At 37.9% G+C, this 22,841-nt stretch carries 22 protein-coding genes and 2 tRNA genes; 10 read left to right on the top strand and 14 right to left on the bottom strand.

Features of this window, described 5'->3' with window-relative positions; genetic code table 11:
* Window position 1 precedes the first annotated feature (1 nt).
* The 3 genes from L1994_RS07590 to L1994_RS07580 are packed head-to-tail and all read right to left on the bottom strand — an operon-like array spanning window position 2 to window position 1,255.
* The gene (locus L1994_RS07590; RefSeq protein ID WP_278098849.1) at window positions 2–286 is read right to left on the bottom strand and encodes an H/ACA ribonucleoprotein complex subunit GAR1; all 285 of its coding nucleotides are present in this window, start codon (window positions 284–286) and stop codon (window positions 2–4) included.
* 38 nt (window positions 287–324) lie between these two features.
* Window positions 325–972 (bottom strand): histidinol phosphate phosphatase domain-containing protein, encoded by a 648-nt coding sequence (locus tag L1994_RS07585; protein ID WP_278098848.1) that lies wholly within the window; start codon window positions 970–972, stop codon window positions 325–327.
* Between the two features lie 13 nt (window positions 973–985).
* Entirely contained in the window at window positions 986–1,255 is a 270-nt protein-coding gene (locus tag L1994_RS07580) for a signal recognition particle subunit SRP19/SEC65 family protein (protein ID WP_278098847.1), read from the bottom strand.
* Window positions 1,256–1,310: 55 nt separating this feature from the next.
* Here L1994_RS07580 and hypB point away from each other — a divergent pair, with 55 nt between their 5' ends.
* The 4 genes from hypB to L1994_RS07560 all read left to right on the top strand — a co-directional run bounded on the left by hypB (window position 1,311) and on the right by L1994_RS07560 (window position 3,534).
* On the top strand, window positions 1,311–1,958 hold the full coding sequence (gene hypB / locus L1994_RS07575) for a hydrogenase nickel incorporation protein HypB (protein ID WP_278100826.1): 648 nt from the start codon (window positions 1,311–1,313) through the stop codon (window positions 1,956–1,958).
* 181 nt (window positions 1,959–2,139) lie between these two features.
* A complete protein-coding gene (locus tag L1994_RS07570) occupies window positions 2,140–2,517 on the top strand; it encodes a 30S ribosomal protein S8e (protein ID WP_278098846.1) in 378 nt (125 codons plus the stop codon).
* 126 nt (window positions 2,518–2,643) lie between these two features.
* Entirely contained in the window at window positions 2,644–3,063 is a 420-nt protein-coding gene (locus L1994_RS07565; protein ID WP_278098845.1) for a hypothetical protein, read from the top strand.
* Entirely contained in the window at window positions 3,064–3,534 is a 471-nt protein-coding gene (locus tag L1994_RS07560; RefSeq protein WP_278098844.1) for a DUF2240 family protein, read from the top strand. It abuts the gene before it with no gap.
* A 78-nt stretch (window positions 3,535–3,612) separates the two neighbouring features.
* On the opposite strand, the gene L1994_RS07555 is transcribed toward L1994_RS07560, so the two are convergent.
* Together L1994_RS07555 and infB are read right to left on the bottom strand one after the other, a co-directional pair.
* Window positions 3,613–4,017 (bottom strand): 30S ribosomal protein S6e, encoded by a 405-nt coding sequence (locus tag L1994_RS07555; protein ID WP_278098843.1) that lies wholly within the window; start codon window positions 4,015–4,017, stop codon window positions 3,613–3,615.
* Between the two features lie 55 nt (window positions 4,018–4,072).
* The gene (gene infB / locus L1994_RS07550) at window positions 4,073–5,884 is read right to left on the bottom strand and encodes a translation initiation factor IF-2 (protein ID WP_278098842.1); all 1,812 of its coding nucleotides are present in this window, start codon (window positions 5,882–5,884) and stop codon (window positions 4,073–4,075) included.
* Window positions 5,885–6,147: 263 nt separating this feature from the next.
* On the opposite strand from infB, the gene L1994_RS07545 reads away from it, so the two are divergent.
* Window positions 6,148–6,219, top strand: a tRNA-His gene (locus L1994_RS07545).
* A gap of 180 nt (window positions 6,220–6,399) precedes the next feature.
* Window positions 6,400–7,296: a bile acid:sodium symporter family protein gene (locus L1994_RS07540; protein ID WP_278098841.1), complete on the top strand. Its 897-nt coding sequence runs from the start codon at window positions 6,400–6,402 to the stop codon at window positions 7,294–7,296.
* Window positions 7,297–7,452: 156 nt separating this feature from the next.
* Here the strand turns inward: L1994_RS07540 and L1994_RS07535 are convergent, their stop codons facing one another.
* A complete protein-coding gene (locus tag L1994_RS07535) occupies window positions 7,453–8,067 on the bottom strand; it encodes an FmdE family protein (protein WP_278098840.1) in 615 nt (204 codons plus the stop codon).
* A gap of 344 nt (window positions 8,068–8,411) precedes the next feature.
* On the opposite strand from L1994_RS07535, the gene L1994_RS07530 reads away from it, so the two are divergent.
* The 3 genes from L1994_RS07530 to L1994_RS07520 are packed head-to-tail and all read left to right on the top strand — an operon-like array spanning window position 8,412 to window position 10,914.
* Window positions 8,412–9,308 carry a metal ABC transporter solute-binding protein, Zn/Mn family gene (locus L1994_RS07530; RefSeq protein WP_278098839.1) on the top strand — a complete coding sequence of 299 codons (897 nt, stop codon included), beginning with the start codon at window positions 8,412–8,414 and terminating at the stop codon, window positions 9,306–9,308.
* A gap of 2 nt (window positions 9,309–9,310) precedes the next feature.
* Window positions 9,311–10,066 (top strand): metal ABC transporter ATP-binding protein, encoded by a 756-nt coding sequence (locus L1994_RS07525; protein ID WP_278098838.1) that lies wholly within the window; start codon window positions 9,311–9,313, stop codon window positions 10,064–10,066.
* Window positions 10,009–10,914 carry a metal ABC transporter permease gene (locus tag L1994_RS07520; protein ID WP_341275785.1) on the top strand — a complete coding sequence of 302 codons (906 nt, stop codon included), beginning with the start codon at window positions 10,009–10,011 and terminating at the stop codon, window positions 10,912–10,914. The genes L1994_RS07525 and L1994_RS07520 overlap by 58 nt, the downstream gene beginning before the upstream one ends.
* A gap of 119 nt (window positions 10,915–11,033) precedes the next feature.
* Here L1994_RS07520 and L1994_RS07515 read toward each other — a convergent pair whose 3' ends face one another.
* The 7 genes from L1994_RS07515 to L1994_RS07485 all read right to left on the bottom strand — a co-directional run bounded on the left by L1994_RS07515 (window position 11,034) and on the right by L1994_RS07485 (window position 21,186).
* A complete protein-coding gene (locus L1994_RS07515; protein ID WP_278098837.1) occupies window positions 11,034–12,230 on the bottom strand; it encodes an ABC transporter substrate-binding protein in 1,197 nt (398 codons plus the stop codon).
* Window positions 12,230–14,173 (bottom strand): Nramp family divalent metal transporter, encoded by a 1,944-nt coding sequence (locus L1994_RS07510; protein ID WP_278098836.1) that lies wholly within the window; start codon window positions 14,171–14,173, stop codon window positions 12,230–12,232. Before L1994_RS07510 ends, L1994_RS07515 begins: the two co-directional genes overlap by 1 nt.
* Window positions 14,174–14,271: 98 nt before the next feature.
* Window positions 14,272–15,591, bottom strand: coding sequence for a methyl-coenzyme M reductase glutamine C-methyltransferase (locus tag L1994_RS07505; protein ID WP_278098835.1), 1,320 nt, complete (start codon window positions 15,589–15,591; stop codon window positions 14,272–14,274).
* A gap of 301 nt (window positions 15,592–15,892) precedes the next feature.
* The gene (locus L1994_RS07500) at window positions 15,893–17,218 is read right to left on the bottom strand and encodes a PEGA domain-containing protein (RefSeq protein WP_278098834.1); all 1,326 of its coding nucleotides are present in this window, start codon (window positions 17,216–17,218) and stop codon (window positions 15,893–15,895) included.
* A 335-nt stretch (window positions 17,219–17,553) separates the two neighbouring features.
* The gene (locus L1994_RS07495) at window positions 17,554–18,084 is read right to left on the bottom strand and encodes a hypothetical protein (protein WP_278098833.1); all 531 of its coding nucleotides are present in this window, start codon (window positions 18,082–18,084) and stop codon (window positions 17,554–17,556) included.
* Window positions 18,085–18,294: 210 nt separating this feature from the next.
* On the bottom strand, window positions 18,295–19,368 hold the full coding sequence (locus L1994_RS07490) for an ABC transporter permease (RefSeq protein WP_278098832.1): 1,074 nt from the start codon (window positions 19,366–19,368) through the stop codon (window positions 18,295–18,297).
* A 3-nt stretch (window positions 19,369–19,371) separates the two neighbouring features.
* A complete protein-coding gene (locus tag L1994_RS07485; protein WP_341275784.1) occupies window positions 19,372–21,186 on the bottom strand; it encodes an ABC transporter permease in 1,815 nt (604 codons plus the stop codon).
* A gap of 169 nt (window positions 21,187–21,355) precedes the next feature.
* Between L1994_RS07485 and L1994_RS07480 the strand changes: the two genes are divergently transcribed.
* Entirely contained in the window at window positions 21,356–22,249 is an 894-nt protein-coding gene (locus L1994_RS07480) for an ABC transporter ATP-binding protein (RefSeq protein WP_278098831.1), read from the top strand.
* A 458-nt stretch (window positions 22,250–22,707) separates the two neighbouring features.
* Here the strand turns inward: L1994_RS07480 and L1994_RS07475 are convergent.
* Window positions 22,708–22,781: transfer RNA gene (locus L1994_RS07475), tRNA-Lys, on the bottom strand.
* Between the last annotated feature and the right edge of the window lie 60 nt (window positions 22,782–22,841).

Below are 22,841 nucleotides of genomic sequence, written 5' to 3'. Positions count from 1 at the left end.
TTTATTTAGTATAGAGTTTCTCATTTATTGCGCAGTTTCCTGTATCTTTACAGTAAACGGCTGCGCAAGGATTTTTTATATTTCCAAATACTTCTACAAGTTTTCCAACAGGTTTTTGATGACTGTCAACTACATCTGCATAAAGACGTGGAAGTTGGGCTGAATCGCAGTTAACAATAACGAGATGTTTTCCAACAACAGAACGTATCTGACCGGCAAGTTTCAAAAGATGACCTTCCTGAAAAACGAAATTAGAGTTTATTAGTAACCTATATATGTTGTACAAAAAAGTATTTAAAATTTTCGACAATTTTTATATATCTGTTAAAGATCGAGAATTTCATCAAGGGTTCTATCAGATAAAATACTATCTGCCTCATCCTGTGTCATTCCGGCCCCTGTAGCGACAACTCTTCGCGCGTTTTCAGTCAGAAGATCTGAAGGGTTGTGTGTGTCTGAATTAATGACTATTTTACAGCCTGTCTTAAGCGCGGTTTTAAAGACATGTCCGTTGGTTCTGTTGTGTCCTCCCCTGGATGTTATTTCAAGAGCAACATTGTGCTTTTTTGCCTCTATTGCGGCCTCTCCTGTTATAAGGCCTGGATGTGCAAGAATATCAACATAGTCTGATGTACAGGCAGAAAGATTAGTTCCTGGTGCAACAGGCTCCATTACAGTTTCACCATGAACAATTACAATGTCAGCACCTGTTTTCTTGGCAAGAGCGGCAAGTTCGTCTATCTCTTCAGGAGGAACATGGGTTATTTCAACGCCGGCGTAAAGAGTAACTCCGAAAAGTGAGGCTGACTTTTTTATGGCATTGACTGATCTTATAAGCTCGTTTATGTTTGATGCATCAGCATGGTCTGTTATTGCAAGAGTGGTGTATCCAAGAACTGCCGCACGCCGGACAAGTTCTGTTGGAAGAAGTTCTCCGTCCGATAATGTTGTGTGTGTATGAAGGTCGTACATGGTAATCGTCTTTTTATTTGTCTGCTAATTTTTCTGCGATCTGCTGAATCAAAATCTCTTTTGATTTGTCGTATTTAATGAGCACTCTCCCCTCATTTGAAACCCAGTGTCCGGGGTGGCTTTTTTGCTCGACGACTCCCTCAAGGCCCAGTTTTTTTGCGGCTGTCAAAATACTTCTTGTAGAAGGATTTTTTACTGCCGATGTTTTTTTTATGCGCCTTCCCTCATTTCGAGTCAGGCCTTCATTAAAATAACAGGGGTAAATTATTTTCTCTCCTTCCATATGCAATAGTATAGGTTCGATGAACCTATTAACAGATACTGATCATACTATAATTATGCACCACATAGATGTCAGCATAGAACAGGATGTTTTTGATGCAAATAATAAACTTGCACATAAAAACTACCACACATTAAAGGACAATGGTATCCGGGCCTTTGATTTGCTGGGAGCTATAGGCTCTGGAAAGACAGCACTTATTGAGAATCTTGTTCCGGAACTTAAGAACAAAAAAATCCGCTCTGGAGCAATTGCAGGCGATGTCTGGGGGGATGATGATTTCAAAAGAATTGTTGCAACAGGAATTCCTGCAGTAAATGCAAATACAGGAAAAGAATGTCATCTGGATGCCCATCTTGTTGAGCATGCAATAGAGTCCCTTCCACTTGATGAAATAGACGTGTTATTCATCGAAAATGTCGGAAATATGGTATGTCCGACAGACTTCTCACTAGGCGCTGAGAAGCGCATAGTTGTTGTATCGACAACAGAGGGTGATGATGTTGTAAATAAGCATCCGATGATGTTTAGAAACGGAACAATTGCAGTCATCAACAAAATTGACCTGGCTGAATTTGTTGGATGCGATATTTCAAGAATGGAGGATGATATTCACCGCTATAATCCGATAATGCCAATTTTTAAGACAAACCTCAAGACAGGTGAGGGTGTACCTGAACTTGTCGATGAGATCTTGAGATAATGCATTTGCGGTGCAATTAAATAACTTCACAAGGAATATATATAGAACTTCAGAAGTTAGAAGACGAAAAGACAGGCTCCTGAAAAATGCCCCTAAGATTTTGTTCTATGGACATTTTTAGGAGAATATCTTTGTCGTTTTCAATCTAAATCAAGAGTTAAAAATTTACAGGTGTATTATAATGCTCTGGCAAGGAAGATCAGTTAGAAGCGAGACAGGCGCACGCCTGAAAACCGCACGTGGAAAGAGGAGAGTAGAAATCGGCCGTTCACCGGCAGAGACACATATTGGTGATGAGCGCCGCAGATTAATCCGCACACACGGCGGAAATGTCAAGGTTCGTGCACTTCGTGCAACATATGCATGTGTTGCAGACAAAAAGACCGGTGCTGTCAAAAAGGTTGAGATTTTGAATGTGGAGGCAAATACAGCAAATCCAAACTATGTCCGCCGTAATCTTCTCACAAAAGGCGCAGTAATTAAAACAGAGATTGGAATGGCAAAGATTGTATCAAGGCCTGGTCAGGACGGAGTTATTAACGCCGTTTTGACAGAATAATTTTTTTTGAAAGTTTTTTTTAAAAATTTATCCGCATCTTTTCAGGATTGAATTTACGTATATTTGCCTGATTTTAATTTTTGAATTACACAGACTTTTTATAAATGCAGAATTCATATTGTACCGATGCGCAGGATATATCACCGTTTTCCGCAGAGGTGCGACCTCGATTTTGATATTGAAAGACCTTTTTTAGATGTTGCAGAAAAAATCGTTGGTATGAACAATACTCATGTTGCACAAAGGCTTGATGAAGACTTAATCCGTCTTGATGTAATTGTGTCTGTTGCAGATTCAAAGACAAATATGGTTCCTGTTGACAGTATTCCAAACCTTCTTGACTCCTTAACTGATGCCGTTGATTTCATGCTTACACTAAAAGAGACAGTTCTTACCGGAAACCGGAGGATACCACGTTCTGAGACTGTATATTATTTAAGGGTAAATGAAAACGGTATGATGTGTGAGTGCTTTGTTTCAAAGGAAGGAACAAAGGGCAGTACTGATGCCTATGACATTAAAAAATTAATAACAGGTGCGTTTTAGTTGACACTTAAGCTGGTAGTTTCAGCTCCTTTTAAGAGCATGAGAAAAGAGCAGCTGAAAAAAACCGAGTTGATCTATTTTTTAACTATTGACAAAAGATGGATGAATAACGATCAGGCCGGAAAAATCATTCGTATGGCAATAAAAGAAGGTCTTTTGGAAGAGTCCGGAAATCATTTAAAACCGTCATTTTCAGCATCTGATGTTGAAATTCCGCTTGGGTATAAACCATCATCTGATATTTTTGAGACAGAGCCGAATCCTGTTGATATACTAATCAGTGAAATCGCTGAAAAAAGGAGTGTTAATGCAGGAGAAGTGGTTGCCGAGATAAACAGTGTTATTAAAAATGTATTTGACACAAATCTTGAATTTGAAGCGGCCGCAGTGATTGTCGCAAGAAAATACAGAGTTGATTTTTCAGATAAAATACCAAAGTTTCTGAAAAACGTTAATGAAACAAATGTTTAAAATCACTGTTTCATACTAATCACAACGTGATTTTAAGTGTAAATTAAATTATAATTAAAAAATTTATTTTGAATTTAATTATTCAGCCGCAGCTTCCGGTTCAGCCGGTGCAAAGTACTGCTCAAGTGTCTTTTCACCATATTCGATAACTTTAGCATTTACCTGAACAAAGTCTGGTGTGATTTCTGCACAGCGGATTGTTTTTCTGCGGCGCTCGCCGTCATATGTTTCGTGGAATCCTGTGCTTTCAGAGAGAAGAAGTCTCCTCTTTCCAGCTCCCGGAAGATCTTTTCTTGCCGGAATGCCTGTTCTGTCGGTTGCGCCTGTAAGCTCAATTGTATAGCCTGCAAATCCAAGTGCATCAGCACTCATCTGCTGTCCGACTTTCTTTCCAATAAGTGAACCTGCCATAGCGCCGGTTGCTGTAATATTGTATGCCTTTCCTGTTTTAGGGTCGGAGAGGACTACTTTTAAATCTGCCATCTTTTAAACTCCAATATTTAGTTCTCTATAATTTTGAATTGTAACATTAAAAAGACTACTTTCCCCAGAAGGGTTGCTCTTTTCTTTTCATGTGGGTGAATTCATCTAAAACGTTCTTCATACTATCGTTTAAATGAGAAAACATCTCTGTTTCAAGCACCTTTACATGATGTTCCGGAATGTCTACATAGAAGCTGTCGCCGACATTTATCTGCCGCCCGACTGTCGGTCCTTCAATTGATATTGCAACCTCTTCACCTTCGTTAGCCTCCTGAATATTATCCTGACCTTTTTTTATCTGTTTCATCTTTCCGACTTTTCTGCCGTCAAGATGAATTAGGTTGACACCTGCCTGAAGCTTCCCGCTCAAAACTCTGACTCCGACTACTGCGGGGTTGCTCTGACGAAATACACAGTCGGGGAGAATTGAAATCTTTGCAGGCATTACTAATTTTTCAAAGCTCTGCTTCTCAATCTGCCTGCGTGTCTTTTCCTCCCATTCGAGGTAGTCATCAATTAAGTGATAGATTACTCCTGATTCAAAGATCATGACGTTTTCCATCTGATCACTCATCAGCATTTCGTTTGCATCAGGGAGCTTTGTTGTGTTAAATGCGAGAAGAACTGACATCAGCGGGTTCTTTACTGTTGCAATCTCAACAATGTCATGTCGTGATACTGGCCCTACCTCAGCACGCATTATAGGAATATTGTGTTGTTCAAGCTCTTTTGAGAGGGCTTCAAGTGCACCGATTGTATCGGCTTTGATAAATATTCCCTCTTCGGAGAGCTTTACAGCAATATCCTGCATCTCATGTCTGATTCTTTCTTCAAGTTCTTCGCGGTTGCCCTTTACAACCATAATGGGCGATCCTGCAACAACACCGTCAAGTCCCGGAGCGGCAACTTTGATTCCGCTTGCGGCACTTATGGATTTGACCCTGTCAAATCTCTCTTCTGTTAAAATTTCCTGCATGGGGCGTGGCTTTAGAAGTGAACGGACCTTTGTGGTTATTACTCCTTCATTACCTCCGACAATAATTTCATCACCCACATTGAGAGTTCCGTCAAACAGGATGACATCAAGTGTTGTGCCAAGCCCTCTTTCTTCTTTTACTTCAAGAACTGTTCCAACGCCCGGGCCTTCTACTGTTAATTTCAGGTTATCAGTCATATAGCGCTGGGCAAGACCTACCATTATCATCAAAAGATCCGGGAGACCTTCGCCTGTTATTCCGCTTATTGGGACAATTGCGATGTTTTTCTGGAAATCCTTTATCCTGTCGTATCTTTCACAGTTGAATCCTTCTTCTGAAAGTTTTCCGACAAGTTCATAGGTTTTTGTTTCAAGAATTGTCTGAACGCGCTCGTTTTGTGCATTGTAACAGGTCATGAAAGGTGCGTTTGGAGTTTTTCTCCATCCGTGTATTCTGTCAATCTTTGTTGCCGCAACTACAAATGGTGTTTTGAAGTTTCTCAGAATATGAAGCGCTTCTATTGTTTGCGGCTGAAAACCCTCATTTATGTCAACGACCAGTATCGCCATGTCCGCCAGTGCGCCGCCTCTTGAACGCAGAGTGGTAAATGCGTGATGTCCGGGAGTGTCTATGAATAAAAGACCGGGAACATCAAAGTTCATTTTTCCCTTTGTCCCGCTCATCTCTTCAATTGCCTCTAAAGGTACAATGGTTGCACCAATATGCTGGGTAATTGCGCCTTCTTCTGCGTTTACGACAGAAGAGCCTCTTATTTTGTCAAGAAGAGAAGTTTTGCCATGATCAACATGGCCAAGCACACAGACGATTGGCGTTCGTATTGAATTTTTGCCGGAATTTTGATTATTACCTTTGTCCTTTTTTTTAGCCATGATATTCACTCCAAAAAATGACTGGCTGATATTGGATTCCTATGAAAACCGGAATCTGATTTTCATTATAACTGTGCATCAAACATTTGTTTAAACACGTATATTAGAAATCACCAGACTGTAAGAAATTACCTGTCTATTAATTGGCACATCCAACATTATTAATGGTCTCATAGATTAATGGTCTCATAGAGTGATGCAATTTGCAGATGAAAAAAGATATCTTAATTAGCAATGTCTTTTAAATTAAGTAAAGCAGTTCTGCCGGGGTAGGGTAGTGGTTATCCTCAGGGATTGTGGCTCCCTGGACTCGGGTTCAAGTCTCGGCCCCGGCCTTTTTACAAATTTTACGCAGGCTTTTTTTAGGCAGTTTTTCTTGCTGTTTTCTTGTTATATTTTTTTGATATTGCCTTTTGTTGCCTGAATCAAAAACATGATGAAACTGGTTTGATTGATGTGTGTTTTTTAGACTAAGTTATGTTGTTTTTTAATAATATGCATGCCAAATACATTTTGTGCTTATTACTGAGATGCTTCTAAGCCTGATTTATGTATTCATAATCTCCTCTATGCTTTCAATAGGTTTTGGCCTCTCTCTTCAGGCAATTGTTGATTCATTCAAAAGGCCCGGAGTGCTTCTTAAATCCTCAGCAATAAACCTGATTGCAATTCCGCTTTTTGCATTTTTATTATCCTCAATACTAGGACTATCAGGTGCAGTGTTAATTGGATTTTTATTAATGGCATGTGCGCCCGGCGCGTCATATGCACCGCGGATAACAGAGGTTGCCAACGGAGATGTCGGACATTCAACTGCTCTTATGTTTTTTTTATGCACAATTGCGGTTTTCTCAGCGCCTTTTACCATGATGCTTGAGATGCCTCAGTCACATACCCTTGATCCATTGCCGGTTATCAAAACCCTTGCACTTATTCAGATGCTTCCTTTATTTTTTGGGATTTATCTTAGTCAATCAAAGCCGCGACTGGCAAAAAAACTTTCATGGGGAGCATTTTGGGTATCAAATGTATCAGCCTTCATAGTAATTGTTGCATCTCTTTTCATGATATTTCTAAAAGAGTCTCATGGTGGATTTTTCTCAGCGGTATTTGGAACAAATGCTTTTCCTGCAATAATAATTGCAGTTTTATTCTCTGCAATTATAGGATATTATTTCGGGAGTAAAAAAGCAGATGAGAAAAAGTCAATGCTCATCAGTTCAGTTAATAGAAATGCAGGAGTTGCTTTTTTGATAGTTTTAAGCAGTTTTTCTGAATTATCAATTGCGATAATTATGATAATTATCTATATAATAGTCCAGTCGATAGTATCCGGGGGACTTGCAGGTTATTGGCTTTGGAAGGATCATAAGGCCGGAAAAAAAACTATTCTTTCAGGAAACAGCAGTTGATGATTGAAAACAGAAATGTTATGAAGAATATGAAAAAGAGTAGTATCCCGAAATAATTTGACACCGGATTTATATATTGATGTGGGCAAAAATATAAAAAAATATAAAAATTCAGATGAAAACTAAAATAAATAAAATTAAAATTTAAGATTTATTTTACCATCCCCGGGAATATTCATTGAAGCACGGGATACAGACAATCTCTCCGTTTTCAATTCTTGCCCTTGATTCAGATACATTCTCTCCGCATCTTGCACATTTGTGGGATTTGAACAATCTTGCCTTCTCCGGAATTTGCGGTTTAATGTGTTTTAAGGTATATAAATCCTCAACAGGCATCTGAAGAATTTTATTCATAACTATCTCTCTTCGCCTGAAAAATTCATTTTTCTCCTCATCTGTTGCAGTGTTTGAAAAGACTTTATCTGAAAGTTCACCTGTGACTTTGTCAAAATCACCCATTGAGGTTTTATCTTTTTGAACAATCCTTACGGCATCGTTTCCGTTTCTTTTAATAAATGTATAAACCTGCTTTCCGTAATCATTGAAAATAAGATTCCCTTTCCCTATTGTACAGCCGGTTAAAAACTGGATTGCATCAATACCGCATGCATCGTTTTCAACAATTGCTACAAGCTCTTCATCCTGCGCTCTGTCCTGGAACAGTTCTTTTAATGCATATTCTGCGGCCCTGTATCCATAAGCAAGACCCGGGCATTTATGCCCGTGAAACTCTGAGGCCTCTTCAAAAGATTTTAAATTTCGGGTCATTACGTCTTTACCTTTATTATTACGTTTATACTAAATGTTAATAACATATATGTTTTAATTCAAAGTCTCTTTTGATATTTCTTTTAGTATAAACATTTAGTGTCCAAATAATTGCAGAATCAAAACTCTCTTTTTTGTCTTGAGAATTTTTTATCATTCTTTAGGAATTTTTTTAAATCCTGATAATTTTAGGCTTTAGCTGATGTCTGCCTAAAATAAAATATTAACTTCTGGATAGAATATAGACTGAATTAAAACATTTTTTTTGGTTTTTAGGATTTCTACCCAAAATAAATTATAGGCTGAATGGCAATATGAAAAATAAAACAATTATGGGGAATACTATGAAAGCAGGGATAAGAAACGATATATTTCTTCTGTTAATTGCCCTTATTATGATGAATTTTTTAACGATTTTGTTTTCAGGGTGTACACAAAACTCTGAAAACATCTCTGACTACTCAGATAACAATTCCAAATTAACTGTTGCTGTATCAATACTTCCTGAAAAGGAGTTTGCAGAGGCTGTAGGAAAAGATAGGGTTGATGTTTATGTCATGATTCCGCCCGGCTCAAATCCTCATACATATGAGCTTACATCGGGGCAGTTAAAAGCCCTCTCTGAAACCGAACTTTATGCAATGACCGGCTCTCAAATAGAATTTGAGCTTGCCTGGATGGATAAAATAAAAAGCATAAATCCGGATATGAAAATTGTTGATTGTTCAAACGGAATATCTTTAATAACCGGAGAAAACAATGGAGTGGATCCTCATATCTGGTTGTCACCACAAAATATGAAAAAAATGGCTGAGAACTTCTGTGAAGGTTTAATTGAGGTAAGTCCTGATGAGAAAGATTATTTTCTGGCTAACTTTCAAAATTACGCTGAAAAAATAGATGAGGCTGACAAAAAAATCAAATCCGAGCTTTCCGGAAGAGAAGAAGAGACAATTTTAGTTTACCATCCGGCATGGTCATACTTTGCAAGGGATTATTCTTTAAATCTTATATCTGTTGAAAGTGATGGAAAAGAGCCTTCACCTGCAGAAATTGCCGAAATAATTGATATGGCAAAAGAAAAGGACATAAAAGTTGTATTTGCATCACCTGAGCATACTACAAGAAGTGCTGAGGTAATTGCCAATGCAATATCAGGAAAAGTGGTTTTGATTGATCCGCTCTCTGAAAACTACATTGAAAATTTAGAATCTGTTGCCAAAGCATTCTCGGAGGTCTAAATATGCCTGATACTGCTGTTGAAGTAAAAAAGGTCACAGTTTACAAGGAAAATCAAAAAGTTCTTGACAATGTTGATTTTAAAATTAAAGAGGGAGAGTCCTATGCAATAATCGGTCCAAATGGCGGCGGAAAATCAATCCTTTTGAAAGTAATCCTTGGACTTATAAAACCTGATTTTGGAACAGTTGAAATATATGGTGAGGAACCTAAAAAAAACCGCTATCTTTTAGGATATGTGCCGCAGTTTCATACATTTGATTTCAAATATCCAATTACTGTTTCTGAGATGGTGCTTACCGGAAGGCTGGGACACATAGGAGGCCTTAGAAAAAAATATTCCGCTTCTGATTACGAGCTTGTTGATGAGGCTTTAGAATCTTTGGGAATTTCTGAACTTTCTTCAAGAAGCATAAGTGAGATTTCCGGTGGTGAACAACAAAGAGCGATTATTGCACGCGCAATAGTTGGAAAACCCAAAATACTCCTGCTGGACGAACCAACTGTTTATGTTGACTCTCCAACAGAGGACAAATTCCATGATATCTTAATGGATCTTCATAAAAAGATGACAATTGTTCTTGTAACCCACGATATTGGTGTTCTGTCATCCAATATTGATATTATTGCATGTTTAAACAAAAAACTCTACACACACAACAATAATGAAATTACCGATGATATGCTTCTTTCCGCCTACAAATGTCCGGTAGATCTGATTGCCCATGGCCTTGCCCACCGGGTTTTGGAGAAGCACTAACACAGGAGGATAAAGGAGAGATTATGATTGCCGCTCTTGGTTATGAATTTTTTAGAAACGCTCTTTTAGCAGGGATTTTAGCAAGTGTTGCCTGCGGAATAATCGGAAGTTTTGTGGTTGTTAAAAGAATGGTCTCTTTATCCGGTGGAATTTCGCATGCATCCTTTGGAGGAATAGGGCTTGGATATTATCTTGGATTTGATCCAATAGCCGGAGCAATGGTTTTTTGTATTGCTGTTGCGGCTTTTATTGCCAGGCTTAGAAGCGTTGCTCATCAGCATCTGGACACTCTTGTTGGCGCTGTTTGGGCAGGGGGAATGGCTTTTGGAATTATGCTTATATATTTAACACCGGGATTCGCGCCTGATCTTTTTGGATATTTATTCGGAAACATCCTGCTGGTTCCCTCATCAGATCTTTTCCTGATGTTTGCAATAGTTATTGGAATTATTTTAATTATCGGACTCTTTTACAATCATTTTCTGGCAGTTACATTTGATGAAGAGTATGCATCAGTAATGAATATTCCATCAGGGTTTGTGATGACAGTCCTTTTGATTCTAACTGCTGTTACTATTGTTATGCTGATTCAGGTGGTAGGAATAATACTTGTAATTGCGCTTTTGACTCTCCCTGCGGCAATTGCACGTGAATTCACAGGTAATCTTAAAATGATGATTTATCTGTCAGTTCTGACGGGGATTTTTTTTACAACAACAGGAATATTTCTCTCATATGAACTAAACGTTCCATCCGGCGCCACAATAATTCTGTTTAGTGTTATAGTATATCTGATAGTAATCGGGTTTAAGAAGAACCTAAGAAAAAAAGAGAAATTATCTGAGTAGATTATTATGGGTATGGAATAAATTCAGGTTTGGAATAAGGAAAAATCAGGCAGTTTTAAGCAGAATGTTTTGTATGAAGTTTAAATAAAAGAATTATAAATCTCAAAAAAAATAATAATTCAATGACTCTCTGTCTGGCTATCCTCGCTGAAGACAACCTGATTCCATTTGACTCTTTCCCATTTGCCCTTTTCAATTCTCATAATATCATAGGCAGGCGGTATATCTCCATTCTCATCAAATACCTTCGGCCCGCAAAGACCAATATGCCTTACACGCTTAAGGGCATCGCTTATGCTCTTTCCATCATAGTCTGATGCACCAACCGCTTCTGCAACAACCATCATGGTATCATATCCGTAAGTCACAGGCCAGTCCACAGTTTTATTGTATTTTTTCATATATCGGTTTATGAATACATTTGATTGTATCTGGCTTGATTGCATAAGAGCACATATTCCTTCACTATATTCTCCGACAGTTTCAGGAATAACTGCGTTTATAAGACCCTCCGAGCAGAACCATATTGTATCAAGATTCATCTCATCTGCGTTTTTGAGAATTGTTGTAGCATCTTCAACAGTTCCTACCAATACAACAGCATCGGAATTTTTCTCTTTAAGCTCGTTTATGAGATTGTAATAGTCAGGCTCTCCTGCTTCATAGCTTTTTGAAAAAACAACTTCTCCTCCTGCCTGAGGGAACCAATCCTCAAATGAGCTTTTAAGTCCGATTCCATAATCTGTATTTATGTATATCACAGAGGCCGTTTTTACACCGGGGTTTAGTGTTGGAAGAACTTTTGCAATGCCTTTTCCCTGATATACATCAGACGATATGGTTCTGAAAACATAATTTTTGTAATCCGAAAGACCCGGATTTGTTGCAGTAGGAGAGATTAAAACAGTTTCCAACTCTTCTGCAAGACCTGCAAGGACAAGTGCGATGTTGCTTGAAACCGGACCTATGACTATTGGTATTTTATCATCCACCATACCCTTAAATCCAAAAACAGCCAGATTTTCGCTTCCGATATTATCAAAGTATTCAACAGATACAGGCCTTCCCCTAAGTCCTCCTGCGCTGTTTATATCTTCAACTGCAAGATCGATTCCCTGTTTTATTTCGATTCCGTACTCTTTCATGCTTCCCGAAAGCGGAAGAATTGCTCCTATTTTAATTTCTTCAGGGTAGCTTTCAGGTGCAGGGCCAAAATTGTAAAGGAAGAGAAAACCAAGCCCTGTGATTATAAGAATCAGAAATATAATTGTTGAAAGCTTAATTCTAAAATTAGAGCGGGGTATTTTTATATCCATTACAACCTCTCCTGTTGGGATTCTTTTTTGCCTTTATCGTCTGAGAGGGAAACATCTTTTTTTCCAGGCCTAAACTTAATATTATTCCGGCTTTTTTGTTTATGAATAATGCAGTATTTTCCTTCTTTTAAGAAGTAGATAAAGATTAAAACACCTGTCATATTGGCGATGAGCATTGGCAGAAAACTTCTTCGAAGAAGATCTGCGACAAATGCTGTATCTTTTAGAAGAATGAGCGGAACTGCCACATAGCAGAAAAGCTCTGCGGCAATTACCATTAAAGCTCCTTTTGAGTATGTGAGATTTCCTCTCCAGTAATATGTAAAGTAACCTGTGATTATCCCTGATGCAATTGTTCCAATTGCAAATATAAGTGCAGTACTTCCGCCGGTTTCAAAAATATAGACTCCTCCGGCAAGACCTGTAAGTGCACCGGCGGCAGGCCCGCATATAATTCCTGCAATCATCGGGCCGACATGACCTGCATTGATAACTATTCCTTCTGTTGGAATTCCCCTGAAAGCTCCGTAAACTGAGATTGCGGCAAATATCAGAATGACCCATATGAAGTCTGCTATCTCAAGCCGCCTTGTTATGCACTTTCTGAAAAGCTCGGTTTTAGTGAAGATGTATACCGGAATAATCAAAAGGACAAGGCTTTCGATGAGCGGAAGTCCGACAATGATGAAAGTTCCCTCCATCATTAGCGCCATAAATAAAAATGCGGAACTTCCAAGTACCATTATCAAAAGCCAGACCCTGTTGCCGCGTGAATAATCAGGCAGTTTTAGATCAAGGTAAATTACCATGAATCCAAGCAGGGCAAACATGATAGATGCAATAGCAGAGACCGAATGAATCAGGGCTGAGGGTTCTCCAAATATAACCGCGGATGCAATAATTCCTGCAAAAATTAAGATGAGAATCCTGTAAAGCTGCATCTCTGAAAATTTTGTAGAGTATGAGCTCTTTAAAACGGATGATATTGCACGGGCACGACCGTCTATTCCTGTGATTGCCGCACCAAACATTATAAGATAACCGAATATCAAAAAGAATGCATTTCCAAAGGGAACGTTTGATAAAACATATAAAACCTGAACAATGATTGCATCAAGACTTAATTCTTCACCATGACCTATGAATGATACAACAAATCCGCTTACACCAAGAGTCATGAAAAGAATTGTTATTACAGATACCAGGAAGAACGCAAGCAAAAGATCGAGGTTTACATAGCGTATGTATTTTTTGAAAAAATCAGGGCCGCATTCACCATGACTTTTCTCATGAAGCCATACAGTATATAATAAAAGATTTAATCCCGAACCTATTGCGCCCATCAAAGCCATAATCGAAAGGACTGAGCCTGGCGGAACTTTTGGAATGACACCTGCGGCAATTGACTCTATTGGGAGGTTAAATCCTAACAAACAGTAGCCTATTCCAACAAAAAGGCAGATTGCAATTGCAACAACGATTATTTCAATTCTTTCGTATGAATTTTTCCATAGCAAAAACAAAATTACAGCAAGGGTTATCAAAGCAATAAGCCTTTCAAAGTATACTCCCGGCAGATAGTAGTCGATGAAGATTGCGCCAAAAAGAAGCATTCCTCCGTATGCGAACATCTCTAAAAGAAATATCAGTGTGATGAAAACAACGGTCCAGTTTTTAGGCCCCGGTATTTTTGTAAGACCCTCAAAAATTGTCTCTCCAGTTGAAAGTGTATATCTTGCAATGCCGTTTGTAAAGGCAAACTTAAAGATTAATGTAAGAATTATAACCCAGATAAGTTCAAAATGATAGTGCGCACCGATTTCAAGTGCTTCTGAGATTCCACTTTCACCTGCGGCGGCAATTGCAAGAAGAATACCTGGTCCTATAAAGCGAAGTTTATCTGAAAGATTTCTAAAAGAACGTAATTTGAAGTTAAATGCCACCTGAGTATCTCCCGAATATACCTTTTTTTTAGTTTTTATTTTTTTATTTCTGTATTTTTCTGTCTGTTTTTCAGAATTATTTTTTCCAGTTTGTCTCGTTAATTTTCAGAATTGTAGTAGTACTTGAATAATAAATCTGTTGCCGCTCTTACTTCAAAACCGTCTTTTCTGACTCCTTTAAGATACGCATTGAAGACCTCGTCAGTTACAACATGAAGATTTGGTTTGAACATATCAGCGTGCATCTGAAGATCAAAAGATCTTGCTTCACTCTCTGAAAGCTTCAAGCTTTTATATTCTCCTGCGTGTGGAACATATGTGGGGTTTTTTTCTGACGGCGTTTTTAAAACAAGATCTGCTAGCGGCGTTTTAGGAATAGGTTCTGCAATTGATACAAAAACATCGTCAAGATAATGTTCTGCAATAAAATCTTTTGTCAGTTCATAATCTGTCTCTGTTTCAAGGGGGTGGCCGACAATGAAACTTCCGGCAACTTTTAGTCCATGCTCACGGCATTTGTAAACAGCATCTGATGCCTGCTTTACTCTGGCACCCTTCCCCATATGCATAAGCACATTATCGCTTCCTGATTCAAGTCCAAAAAATACCCAGCCAATTGTATAATCCCTTATTGCATCAAGTATTTTATCGCTTATACAGTCCACACGGATGTCAGGAGAGGAAACATTTTTGGGGCCCATAATTTTGGCCATGCCTTTTAAAAGTTCAACAAAAGCATCTTCATCAATCTGTCCGTTTTTGTACTTGTATAGAGATCCTGTTCCTCCTGATACTGATATCCGCTTTGCACCGTGTTTTTTAAATTCCCTGACTTCCTTTAGAATATCCTCAAGTTCTCTGCTTCTTATGTTACGTCCAAAATATCTTGGCACCTGGCAGAATGTGCAGGCACCTGTGCATCCTCTGTGTGTTTCAATATATGCAGATGCTCCTCTGATGCTTTGTTTTGCTATATCTTTTGGAATCAAAGGCAAAGGACGATTTATTGATGCAGGCCCTGCATGTTTTGTCTTTATTATATCTCCTTTTTCATCTCTATATGAAAGACCGGGAATATCATCTGAGATTCCCTTCTCTGCAATTAAAAGAACTGTATCTTCACCTTCTCCTGTAATGACACAGTCGGGATTTAACTCGCCAAAAATAATTTCAGGGTATGCTGAGACAGGTCCGCCAACAAACACTTCTCCCTGTGTTTTTTTTCTTTCTGCAACAAATGATTTTATTTCTTCATTTATCAGATGCTGAGTTGAATAAAGGCTTAAAAGAACTGTGTCTTTTGGACTCGCAGAAAGAGTGTTTTTTATAACAACGTCATATCCGTTGTTTTTTAAAATTCCGGCAATAAGCATTGCACCGTATGTGTAGATGTCAGGCGATATGACGGTAAATCTCATAAAACTCAATTACATTATTATGATGTAAAGGCTAAAAAATATCTTATCTGGAATGAAGATTTAAGGAATTTAATTCTGGTGCACTATATGCCAGATTACACCAAAATTCTGGTTCAATTTACTGTGTCAAAATATACTGGTAACTGAGATAAAAACTTCAGCTATTGTCTGATCAAACTAAAAGCCTGATTTAAAAACCTGAAAAAAAGCTTGAAAAAATTTGTTAAAAATTTTTATTTTTTTCTGACATTAATTTTCATTCACAATTTTTTCTTATTTCCTCATTTCTTTCATTGATTCATTATTCTCTTTTTGACACTACTGCAAGAACAAATCCTGCGATAATGATGCTTCCAATTACTGCGAATGGAAGACTGCCTGACTGTGTCTGTTGTGAAACAGGAACCAAAGAGCCCTGGACTGTTGATGATGCACCTGCATTAACTGTTGCGGTTGTTGTTGCATCTGTGTATCCGGGGAGTCTGAAGGTTATGTCATACTGTCCTGCATCAAGAGTGAGTGTAAAAGGTGTTATTCCTTTGTACTCGTTATTTACAAATGCATTTGCTCCTGTCGGAATAGATGTCAGGGAAAGTGTTCCTGTTGAAACCGCAGGTGAAACAGGTGTTAGAGGAATGTTTGCAGAGGCTGTTCCACCTCCGATAAGAGTCACTGTTGTTGTTGCATCTTTATATCCGGAATACTTGAGGTTTAATGTATGTGTACCGGAATTGACATTGTCAATAGCCATTGAACCTGAACCTGGTGTTATTCCTTCATATGATCCGTCAAGATAAACGTAAGCCCCGCCTGGTGTTGATGAAACATAAATTGTTCCTGTTGATGGAGCTGGCTGAGGCTGAAGTGTCGGATAGATAGATGCTGTCTGTCCGGGGTACACTGTTACCTGACCTGTCCATTCATAGTACCCTGCTTTGTTAAGCTCAATTACATGTGCACCTTTTATAACTCCGGTAATTGTTGTTGGAGTCTGACCTTTGTAGTTTCCGTCAAGGTATACACTTGCACCGGAAGGGGAAGACTTGACTGAAATTGTTCCCTGTGTCTGTACCGGATTTAGTGATGCCTGAACAGTAGTCGAGCTTCCTGCTGTCACATATACACTTGATGCCCAGTTTTCATATCCAGATTTGACAACTTCGACATTATGGTTTCCAGGAGTATAACCTCCGACAGAGTGAGGTGTATTTCCAACATAAACATTGTCAATGTAGACCATTGCGTTGGAAGGTGAGGATGTCACATAAATCGAACCTGTAGATGGTCCGGAAGGATTTAGTGTCATGTAATAGTTAAGTGTCTGACCTGCTGAAGGAGTGCCAAGATTTTGTGTGCCTGATGTTGTGAACCCTGATTTTGCAGCGTATGCGGTTTTAGGAAAACTGCCCGGGCTTCCGTCAAGGTATACCGTTTCTGTATATACCTGATTTACTGTTGTTCCTGCCGCACTTCCATCGATGTAAATTGTTGCTCCATCTACATTTGTATGGAATGTTATCCAACCCAACTGGTTTCCGACAATTTCGTCTGCACCTGCTGAAACAGTGATTGTCGCAAAAATTGCGAGAATCAAAAGACCAAATCGAAAAGCATTATTCTTTACCATAAATAATCAATTCAGAAATGGTATTTGTAATGGTTTAATAATTTTTCTTTCGCACAGATTCTAAAACATATTCTATGTGTCCGCCGGAATTGTAAAATCAGACATAATCTGCTGGCTGAACTTCCAAAAAATGCTGTAAATATGTGAAAAAGCAATCATCGGGAGCAATAAATTATGCATTGTTGCCCTGAATATTTTGAATAATATGTTGGATTATTCTTGGATACTATTTTCAATACTTTTTAAATAATATTCTGAATGAGGTTGTAAAATTTCAAAAAGATTTGAATCTGAGGGATTCCTGAAAAATATATTTTTTGAAAAAAGATGATTTATTAAATTTTTTGATAAATTTTTTTCTTCAGATATAAGCCGGCGGCAATCAGTGAACCAAATACACAGGTTAGAGATAATGGTGTCTCTGTTTTCTTTGAATTTTTAGGATCAGTAATAGTTATTTTTGACGTTGCATATGTTCCTGTTTCCGGATTGATGGCGTTTTGTTTTATTGTGGAGATATAAATTGTATATTCTCCTCCTTCAAGACCGCCAATAATCAGACCTGTATCCCATTCTTTTTCAAAGACAACACCTGAAAGGTAGATTTTGTCATATGGAATCTTTGCATGTCTTATGTCGCCTTCGATTGGCACACCTTCTTCAGGCAGATTAGGGCCTGTCATAAAAAGATATATGCAACCTGAATTTTTAAGTGGAATTGTGCTTTTAATTTTTACAATATCTCCAATTTGTGCAGTGTCCTGAGATGTCTGAACTGTGAACCCTGATTCTTCAGAACCTGATACTGCGTGTAAAAGCAAAGAGCAAAACAAAATGACCAGAAGAAATTTTAACCTGACTTTCATATACAAACTCCGAAAATCTAAATTTTGAAAATTATTATTATAGGTATTTTCTCTATTTGGAGGATTGATGTAAAAATCTTTTTTATTCGATTCTTAAAAAACTTTCATGAAAAAAAAAGTTTCATGCACTGTTTCATGAAAATCATAATTTGATTTTACATGAAATATAATTTCATGGACGTTTTCATGGTAAATAAGAATTATATCCTGCTAAACAAAATTTTTTCGAATTCTTTTTGCATATTTTGTAGTAATCAACGAAAGCATCGCCGTAATACCTGTCATTAAGAAAAAGACAATCCAGTGTTCAGCACCTATTGAGCCAACAGAAAGCCTTGCTATTATATTTGCTGTATTCATAGGAACAGCGAGGAAAAAAAGAATTATTACAACAATGGCGGCTGAAAAGATAAACTGTGCATTTGTCCTCTCACGATATTTAAGAGCTGAAATTGCGCCTATCAGGATAAGTGAAAGAGAAGCCACAGAAACATGTGCAATAATTTCAAGAGGGCCAAAGATATAGATTCCGTTTAGAATTAAAAGTATCATCCATCCGGCAGATTGCAGTGGAACAAGAATAAAACATGCAAGAATTTTTCCCCAGATCATTTCCGGAAAAGTGATTGTCGTCGACATGAGGGTTTCAAGAGTATCCTGCTGGTATTCCTCTGTTATCAGATCAATTATTAATGCCCCGGATATTATTGCCGGCATGAAAACTAAAAGCGGTATCAAAAGTCCGTAGACAAACTCATAAAAATCTCCCGAAGGGCTTGAAGCAGGGATTTTAATCTCCAGAGGTGTCTGCGTCAGCCTGTCGCTTCTTATCTCCCGCAAATCTTTTTCATAATCAAGCATTATAGACTTTAATTTAACACTGACAAGGCTTGATGAAATGTCATTTTCGATTGTATAAAGCGTTATTTTTATCGGGTACTCTGAATTTGCCGGCACATCTGTCATCCAGATAACACCTGATAATTTTCTCTCCTTTAATGCGGCAACAGCAGGTGATAATTCCATCTCATAGACAACGAAATCTCGGTTGTTTTTGAGGTAATCTAAAAAATCCGGGGACTCACCTGTATAGGCAACAGGGTATTTTATGTTTGAATGCTGGCTTATGGAATCAGGATTATACATTGATGCAAGTCCGACTAAAAGAAACGAGGAAAACATTGCAATAAATACCTGAAGAACTATTGCAAGCAATATTGTTTTCTCGCTTGAAAGACTCTTCAATTCTTTTTTTGCAATGATCAGGCAGTTTTTAGTATTCATTTTCTATCCGCTCCATCCAAGAATAAAGTAAAGATTGTATAAACTGTGAACAACTGTTGCCAGAATAAGTGCCGGAACAAAAAATCTTTTTCCTGCAATCTTTAAAACAGCCCCGGTGGTCAATACACCTATCAGATGCAGTGAAAGCGGAAGCCACAGCACATGAAGGCTTGCAAAAAGAACGGCTCCAAATATTGAATCAGAGATTTCTGCAAGTGTTGCAAAAAGTAAAAGCTTCTCACCTACCAAAAAGCCTGCAGCAACTGCGAAAGATGCGAAAATCAGATTTTTCCATGTGAGGTAATGTGGTCTTTTGCTGATTAATGTAAAAATTCCGATTGATTTTGCGAATTCTTCTATGAATGCCGCTAAAATAAGCAGAAGGATTATCGAGTACGGCATTGGGAAGTTAAACAAAAGCACCAGAAGCATCAGTTGTGCCATGAAAACAAATGGAATTGTGCATATGCTTATACCAAAAAGTGAAGTATTTGTCCACTCTTTAGAGATGACAGAGTCGATAAACTCCATCATTCTCAAAAGAAGCTTATGATAGTTAAAGAGCCTTTCTTCATTGAAGTTTTTGACAGCAAGATAAAATACTGCCGCACTTGTCAAAAAGAAAAGTGATGTTGAATAAACATAGTCATAAAATGTTACAGGGTCTCCCTGGATTTGATAGATTACAAGTGTGAGGGGAGAAATTGCGCTTATTACATGGATGTTTGCAAAAATGCTTGGGAAAAACAGATATGATGTGGCAATTGTTGAGAAAAATATTGAGATGAATGAAAGCTCCTTAAAGCTTCTTGAGATCATTCCAATTAGAAGAGCGGCTGAGAGGAAGAACAATATCACCGGAAATAAGGGAAGAAGGATTAAAAGAGGGCTTTCAATAAGAAGTGTCAGGATTGTTGAGATTACAAGCATCATCAAAAAGTATGGAAGTGCTTTTCCGATTATTATCAGATATGGCTTTATAGGCGTAGATAAAAGTGCTTCTCCATTCCTTTCTATTCTTTCATTCATTATACTCATCATGAAAAACTGGGATGTGAAATACAGCGGGAAGATAAATACAAAAACAAGTATTATTGAGTCAAATGGAAGCGATGGTGTAAGCTGGGCCGGGGTTTTGAATTTTGTTATTGTATCAGATGATGAAGATGATAAAACATCAGTATATCTTTGAACATTCTTGTCTACATTTTCGCCCGATAAAAGCTGTTTTCTAAGCTCTTCTGCTGAAATGTCAATATCGCCGGAGGGGTATTCAAGTGTTGGATAATCATTGTCAGGATATGGTTTAATTCGAGGGTTTGGAGGTGCAAATGCCCGCTGGCCGCTTTGTGTTGCAATAAAGTCGATATCGCTTATCACAAACTGCTCTTCAATCCAGAGGGGATATGCGGCATAGAGATCTTCTTCTCGGTTGTAGACATAAATCTGATACCTTGAATAATCCTTTTCAAATGCCCCAAGCGCTGCCTGACTCCTATCGTCCGGTAAAGAGTAAACAATGTCCTGAAGAACCAGCAGATCAAATGTGCCCTCGGAAGGCACATATCCGTCAGGAATTTTATAAGCGGAGAAACGATTATCTCCTGCAATTATTGATAAAACCTCTTCAGAATCAGTCCCTATTGTATAGATATCGTCCTGGAGGTGGATTCCGCTTTGCTGAGAAAATCCTGTTGCAATTATTAAGGCTATGAACAACGCTACTATTACCGGCAGAGCTTCTTTGCTCATTGTTCCTGTAAAACGTTTTATCTCCCATTTTGCAATGGTTTTTATCAGGTGAATGGAACCTGTCACTAAATATTTCCCTCCGTTTTTCTTTCAAATAAAATATTCCTGAAATATAATTTCATGGACGTTTTCATTGTAGACCTAATGATATAATATGGTTTATCTGATGACTGTTTCTGACCTGTTTGTATAATAAGTTTTATTAAATACACTGCTTAGAGGTATATCTGAAAAAATGATGCGTGCCAACTCTATTTCAAAGGATTATGATGGCTTTTTAGCACTTGACAATGTTAGTTTCGACCTTGAAGATTCCGGAATATTTGGGATTGTTGGGCATAACGGTGCAGGAAAGACTACGCTTCTGAAAATAATGGCAGGTCTGATTGCACCTTCATCAGGTGAGCTGACTGCCGGAGATATTGATGTCATTAAAAATCCTGATGCATTAAAGCAAAATCTTGGCTATCTTCCTGAAGAGTCACGTCTCTATGAAACAATGACTGTTGAAGGATATCTTTCCTTTTTTGGTGAAATCTATAATATGACGCCTGAGAGTGTAAAGGCAAGAAGCAATGAACTTTTGCATGATTTAAGTCTTGATGCCGGGGGTAAAAAGCTTGGTGAACTTTCGAAGGGAATGAAAAGGAAGGTTGCGATTGCCCGTTCTTTGATTCATGATCCATCATACCTTGTTTATGATGAACCTACATCCGGTCTTGATCCAATGACTTCGAGGTATATAAGTGAATTTCTGCGTTCTATGAAGTCTGATAAGAAAAAGACAATTCTTTTAAGTGCGCACAATCTTTATCAGGTTGAAGAGCTTTGCGACAGGGTGATGATCCTTCAGAGAGGAAAAGAGGTTGCCTTTGGAACAATGGACGAGCTTCGGGAACAGTTTGGATCAGTCTATTACATTGTCGAGTTTGTAACCGAAGATAAAGATGTTATAGACAGCATAATCGAAAATTATGATCTGTCAGCTGGAATATATTCTGCAAAATTAGATAATGTCGATACCTTAAATTCCCTTACGGCCGCTGTCTCCTCATCAGGCGGACGAATAAGGAAAATTGAATCACATTATCCGAGTCTTGAAGAGATGCTTTTAAAGCTTGGAAGATAAGCAGAAATGAACATTTTGCATATATTTTGCATACTGGATGCAGGGTTGAAAAATCAATTTGTTATGAAAGTCAAAATTCCTGATAAACTTTCATCACTTTTTGTGTGATGAAAAAAGCTCATCATGTGCGTTTTATGTGCGTTTTACATGAAAGTTACTTCGTAACTTACATGAAACAGTTAGCATGAAATATAATTTCATGGACGTTTTAAAAGAAAATGTGAATCATAAAAGAATTAATGGATAATTAATAGCAAATACGGCAAAAAGACAAAAAAATATCAGATGCCGCACAGGAAAAAAAGAATTTTTTTTTTAAAATTCTAAGAAAATCACTGGATTTTGTTGGAGATTTCCTAATTGTTTTTTTCAAAATAAAAGTTAAATCGGATTTAGAATCAAAAATAACCTATAATTAGAATGATTTTTTTAAAAGTTCCAAAAAAAAATTGCAAAAACGGGCCTGAAGGGATTTGAACCCCTGGCCTACGGATTAAGAGTCCGTCGCTCTGCCTGACTAAGCTACAGGCCCTTTGTTGTGCCTAAATAACTGACACTTACTTTCAGATAAACATTTCGGAAATTGTCTAAA

The organism is Methanomicrobium antiquum, assembly GCF_029633915.1.
GTDB lineage: Archaea > Halobacteriota > Methanomicrobia > Methanomicrobiales > Methanomicrobiaceae > Methanomicrobium > Methanomicrobium antiquum.
This window is presented reverse-complemented; position numbering and strand designations above follow the sequence as displayed.

What these genes read in the sequence shown, in the direction of transcription:
- L1994_RS07535 (WP_278098840.1), bottom strand. Translation starts at nt 8,067, where the DNA reads ATGACCCGAAATTTAAAATCTTTTGAAGAGGCCTCAGAGTTTCACGGG.
- L1994_RS07585 (WP_278098848.1), bottom strand. Translation starts at nt 972, where the DNA reads ATGTACGACCTTCATACACACACAACATTATCGGACGGAGAACTTCTT.
- hypB (WP_278100826.1), top strand. Translation starts at nt 1,311, where the DNA reads ATGCACCACATAGATGTCAGCATAGAACAGGATGTTTTTGATGCAAAT.
- L1994_RS07565 (WP_278098845.1), top strand. Translation starts at nt 2,644, where the DNA reads ATGCGCAGGATATATCACCGTTTTCCGCAGAGGTGCGACCTCGATTTT.
- L1994_RS07490 (WP_278098832.1), bottom strand. Translation starts at nt 19,368, where the DNA reads ATGAATACTAAAAACTGCCTGATCATTGCAAAAAAAGAATTGAAGAGT.
- L1994_RS07480 (WP_278098831.1), top strand. Translation starts at nt 21,356, where the DNA reads ATGATGCGTGCCAACTCTATTTCAAAGGATTATGATGGCTTTTTAGCA.
- L1994_RS07530 (WP_278098839.1), top strand. Translation starts at nt 8,412, where the DNA reads ATGAAAGCAGGGATAAGAAACGATATATTTCTTCTGTTAATTGCCCTT.
- L1994_RS07525 (WP_278098838.1), top strand. Translation starts at nt 9,311, where the DNA reads ATGCCTGATACTGCTGTTGAAGTAAAAAAGGTCACAGTTTACAAGGAA.
- L1994_RS07580 (WP_278098847.1), bottom strand. Translation starts at nt 1,255, where the DNA reads ATGGAAGGAGAGAAAATAATTTACCCCTGTTATTTTAATGAAGGCCTG.
- L1994_RS07555 (WP_278098843.1), bottom strand. Translation starts at nt 4,017, where the DNA reads ATGGCAGATTTAAAAGTAGTCCTCTCCGACCCTAAAACAGGAAAGGCA.
- L1994_RS07570 (WP_278098846.1), top strand. Translation starts at nt 2,140, where the DNA reads ATGCTCTGGCAAGGAAGATCAGTTAGAAGCGAGACAGGCGCACGCCTG.
- L1994_RS07515 (WP_278098837.1), bottom strand. Translation starts at nt 12,230, where the DNA reads ATGGATATAAAAATACCCCGCTCTAATTTTAGAATTAAGCTTTCAACA.
- L1994_RS07505 (WP_278098835.1), bottom strand. Translation starts at nt 15,591, where the DNA reads ATGAGATTTACCGTCATATCGCCTGACATCTACACATACGGTGCAATG.
- L1994_RS07495 (WP_278098833.1), bottom strand. Translation starts at nt 18,084, where the DNA reads ATGAAAGTCAGGTTAAAATTTCTTCTGGTCATTTTGTTTTGCTCTTTG.
- L1994_RS07520 (WP_341275785.1), top strand. Translation starts at nt 10,009, where the DNA reads ATGTCCGGTAGATCTGATTGCCCATGGCCTTGCCCACCGGGTTTTGGA.
- L1994_RS07500 (WP_278098834.1), bottom strand. Translation starts at nt 17,218, where the DNA reads ATGGTAAAGAATAATGCTTTTCGATTTGGTCTTTTGATTCTCGCAATT.
- infB (WP_278098842.1), bottom strand. Translation starts at nt 5,884, where the DNA reads ATGGCTAAAAAAAAGGACAAAGGTAATAATCAAAATTCCGGCAAAAAT.